The organism is Pseudomonas sp., from assembly GCF_037994325.1.
GTDB lineage: Bacteria > Pseudomonadota > Gammaproteobacteria > Pseudomonadales > Pseudomonadaceae > Aquipseudomonas.
Window position 1 is genome coordinate 1 of sequence record NZ_JBBNAH010000602.1, and the last position, 4,309, is coordinate 4,309.

The window sequence follows — 4,309 nt, forward strand, 5'->3', positions numbered from 1 at the left end:
CACCGGTACCTATGTGGTGGTGCGCATCTGGGATGACCGGCGGCTGATCGTGCCGCTGCAATGGTTTATCGAAAACCCGTTCCAGAACTGGACGCGCGTGTCGTCCTCGCTCACCGGCGCCATTACCTTTTGGGTCGATTACTCCATTCCCCTTGAGCCGCTGCGCAAAGAGCTTGAGCGCCTGCTTCAGGAAGTGCCGCAACTCTGGGACGGCCGCGTTAGCGTGCTGCAAGTGGTGGAGACCAGCGAACGGGCGATTCAACTGCGCGTATTGGTCAGCTCGCGAGACTCCTCCAGCGGTTGGGACTTGCGCTGCTATATCCGCGAAAACCTGATTACCTTTATCAGCCACAAGCACCCGCAATCGCTGCCGCAGCTGCGCGCCGCCTTTCAAGCCAGCCCCACCGCCGAGGTGGTCAGCCCCAACCGCCACGAGCCCATCGCCGAACCGGAACGGCAACCGCCGGTATAGCCCGGTGTAAGCCCTTGCCGCGTCTAGGCCCGTCAGTCTGCGCGGGGAAAAAAAATTAAAACTTTTCCGTAGACCGGCCGGTCAGCACTTAAGTAGGGGCAAAGACCTGATTACCCGGGCCAATCCACTTCGCCACACCACCGCAAGTCGTATTGGTACCGCCAATGCGCACCTTTTTTTAGCGACAAACAAGCGAAACGCGCACCGCCATTTTGGCGCGGTGTCATGGGAGGAATAGATGGGCACTGCAATAGCGATGGACCGGCTGAATGAATTCGCTTCGATTGTCCCACCTAGGGCTGACACCCCGCTGGAAAGCCAGAAGCCACAGATGCTGTACCCCAATAAGAAAAAAATCCTCTTCGTGACCTCCGAGATGGCCGACCTGATCAAGGTCGGTGGCTTGGGCGACGTCTCCGCAGCCCTGCCCCGTGCGCTGTCCGAGCACCATGATATTCGCGTACTAATCCCCGGTTACCCGCAAGTGCTGGAAAGCGGCAACCCCATGCGCGTGGTCGGCGAAGTGGGCGGTTACGCAGCCCTGCCGCCATGCAAAATCGGCCGCATGGAATTGGCCGACGGCTTGATTGTTTATGTGCTGATCAGCCCTGAACTGTATGAGCGCGAAGGCACGCCCTATGGCGACGCCAACAGCCGCGACTGGCCCGACAACCATATCCGCTTCGCCCGCCTGGGCATGGCCGCTGCCGACATCGCCCGCGGTCAAGCGTCCATGAGCTGGAACCCGGACTTGGTACACGCCAACGACTGGCCCACCGCGCTGACCCCGGCATATATGAAGTGGCAAGGCCAGAACACCCCCTGCGTGTTTACCATCCATAACCTCGCCTACCAAGGCATGATCGACAAACACTGCATGCCTGAACTTGGCCTGCCGCCTGAAGCCGGTGGGCAGGAAGGCATGGAGTTCTACGGTCAGCTGTCGCTGCTCAAGGCCGGCATTACCTATGCCGACCATATCACCACCGTCAGCCACACCTACGCCGAAGAAATCACCACCGAAGCCTTTGGCTGCGGCATGCAAGGCATGTTGCAAGCGAAAACCCACGAAGGCCACCTTAGCGGTATCACCAACGGCATTGACGAAACCTGGGATCCGCGCACCGACCCGCACCTGATCGCCAATTTCCATATGCACAACCTGGGCGGCAAAAAACGCAATGCCGCCTACGTGGAACAGCTGTTTGGGCTGGACGTGGAGGACGGTCCGCTGTTCGCCGTGGTCTCACGCCTGGTGCAGCAAAAAGGCATCGACCTCACCCTAGAGGTGGTCGACACCATCGTTAACGGTGGCGGCCGCTTGGCCATCATTGGCCGTGGCGAACCGGAGCTGGAACAGGCGGTGCTGGAAATGGCCAAACGTTACCCCGGCCGGGTGGGCGTGCGCGTCGGCTTTAACGAAACCGATGCCCGCCGTATGTTTGCCGGCAGCGACTTCCTGTTAATGCCCTCGCGCTTCGAACCCTGCGGCCTGAGCCAAATGTACGCCCAGCGTTTTGGCTCGCTGCCGATTGCGCGCAAAACCGGCGGCTTGGCCGACACCATTGAAGATGGCGTCACCGGCTTTCTGTTCCGCCGCGCCACCAAAGACAGCTATGTCGACGCCGTACAGCGCGCCCTCAACGTCTTCAAATACCCCGACCTGCTCAACGCCATGCGCTGCCGCGCCATGGCCTCGCCTTTGTACTGGAAAGACTCGGTGCAGCCGTACGACCGCCTCTACAAAGACCTGCTGCAACAACAGGCCCGGCGCGTGCGGGGTTATAGCTGATGCTGCAGCAAGGTGTGTTGCCGACTCACGGCGCTCTGCACGCGGCCGATGGCAGCACCCATTTTGCCCTCTGGGCGCCGGATGCACGCCAGGTTGACGTGGTGTTTGCCGACGGTACAGCGCAGCCTTTGCAGGCCGACGCCGGTGGCTGGCATCGCGCCCAGCTGCCCTACCCGGCTGGCAGTGCCTACGCCTACCGCATCAATGGCGAGCAGCAAGTGCCCGACCCAGCCGCGCGTGCCCAGCACAGCGATGTGCATGGGTTTAGCCTGGTTGTGGACCCGACCCGCTACGTTTGGCAGAACCCACAGTGGCAGGGTCGCCCCTGGCACGAAACCGTACTTTACGAAGTGCACGTCGGCCTGCTCGGCGGCTTTGCCGGCGTTGAAGAACGCTTGGCCGATCTGGTCGAACTTGGCGTCACCGCCATTGAGCTGATGCCGCTCAACCAGTTCCCCGGCGAGCGCAATTGGGGTTACGACGGTGTCCTGCCGTTCGCGCCGCACAACACCTACGGCACCCCGGATGAGCTGCGTCACTTAATCGACACCGCCCACGGCCTGGGCCTGATGGTGTTTATCGACGTGGTCTACAACCACTTCGGTCCGGACGGCAATTACCTGGGTTTGTACGCCAAAGGCTTCTTTAGGGACGACATCCAAACGCCGTGGGGCGCCTCCATCGACTTCCGCCAGCCCGCGGTGCGTGACTTTTTTATTGAAAACGCCCTGATGTGGGTGCAGGACTACCGCGTCGACGGCCTGCGCTTTGACGCCGTGCACGCCATCAGCGAGAAAGACTTTCTTATCGAAATGGCCCAGCGCCTACGCGCTTCGGTGCCGCTGGAACGCCATCTGCACCTGGTGCTGGAAAACGAAGACAACAGCGCCGAGTTGCTGCAAGCCGGCTTTGACGCGCAGTGGAACGACGACGGCCATAACGCCCTGCACGTGCTGCTCACCGACGAACACGAAGGCTACTACCAAGACTACGCGCAGCAACCCACGGAAAAGCTCGCCCGCTGCCTGGCCGAAGGCTTTGTCTACCAAGGCCAAACCAACCGCCATGGCCATGCGCGCGGCGAACCCAGCGGGCATTTGCCGCCGACCTCCTTTGTGCTGTTTTTGCAGAACCACGACCAAGTCGGCAACCGTGCCTTTGGCGAACGCCTGAGCTGCCTGACCGACCCGGACGCGCTTAAAGCCGCCACCGTGTTGCTGCTGCTGTCGCCGATGATTCCCCTGCTATTCATGGGCGAAGAATGGGGCTCGCGCCAAGCCTTTCTGTTTTTCACCGACCACCATGACGAGCTGGGCATTGCCGTGCGCGATGGCCGCCGTAACGAGTTCAAAGACTTTGCCGTGTTTCAGGATGCCGCTATCCGCGACAGCATTCCCGACCCGAACAAATACGGCACTTTCAATAGCTCGCTGCCCGACTACGCCCCGGATATCGACCCCACTCACCAGGCCTGGCGCATCTACTACCGCAAGCTGCTGGAACTGCGCCATCAGTTGATTGTGCCGCGCCTGCCCGGCAGCCACAGCGGCACCGTGCAAGTACTCGGCAACAAGGCCGTGAGCGCCAACTGGACGCTGGCCGATGGCAGCAAGCTGCGCATCGACCTCAACTTGAGCGCCGACCCGGTTAACGCCCCGCCATTGGGCTCAGCGGCGCGGGTGATATTTGGCAATCGCATTGACTTACACGCTGCGCAACAGGGACTACGCGGCCCATTCAGCGCCGTAGCATGTTTAGAGGAAAGCGCATGAGCGACGAACAACTGGCCAGCCTGGCAACGGCGGCGGGTTTGAGCGTGGATTGGCTGGACGCCAATGGCCGCCCACAACAGGTAGACGTGGACGCACAACGGGCGCTGGTGGAAGCCCTGGGCTACGCCGCGCAAAGCCCACAACAAATTGCCGCTAGCCTGGCGCAGCTCAATCATGAACAACAACGCCGCGAACTGGACCCGCTGATTACCCACGAGGCGCACCGGCCGTTGTCGTTGGCCAGCGAATTTGCCGGCAATACCAGCTTTGCCC

At 61.3% G+C, this 4,309-nt stretch carries 2 protein-coding genes and 2 pseudogenes; all 4 read left to right on the forward strand.

From position 1 onward, the window contains the following. Positions 1 to 472, forward strand: a pseudogene (locus AAAB16_RS19960) (mechanosensitive ion channel family protein); the annotation flags it as partial. A 331-nt stretch (positions 473 to 803) separates the two neighbouring features. Continuing rightward, complete coding sequence (gene glgA / locus AAAB16_RS19965; protein WP_340664898.1) at positions 804 to 2,264, forward strand: glycogen synthase GlgA; 1,461 nt, start codon at positions 804 to 806, stop codon at positions 2,262 to 2,264. Beyond that, positions 2,264 to 4,036, forward strand: coding sequence for a malto-oligosyltrehalose trehalohydrolase (gene treZ, locus AAAB16_RS19970; RefSeq protein ID WP_340664897.1), 1,773 nt, complete (start codon positions 2,264 to 2,266; stop codon positions 4,034 to 4,036). The genes glgA and treZ overlap by 1 nt, the downstream gene beginning before the upstream one ends. Then, positions 4,033 to 4,309: pseudogene (locus AAAB16_RS19975) on the forward strand (4-alpha-glucanotransferase); the annotation flags it as partial. The gene treZ and the pseudogene AAAB16_RS19975, both read left to right, overlap by 4 nt.

Excerpts from the sequence above, each read along its gene's own strand:
- glgA (WP_340664898.1), top strand. The coding sequence starts at position 804 with ATGCTGTACCCCAATAAGAAAAAAATCCTCTTCGTGACCTCCGAGATG.
- treZ (WP_340664897.1), top strand. The coding sequence starts at position 2,264 with ATGCTGCAGCAAGGTGTGTTGCCGACTCACGGCGCTCTGCACGCGGCC.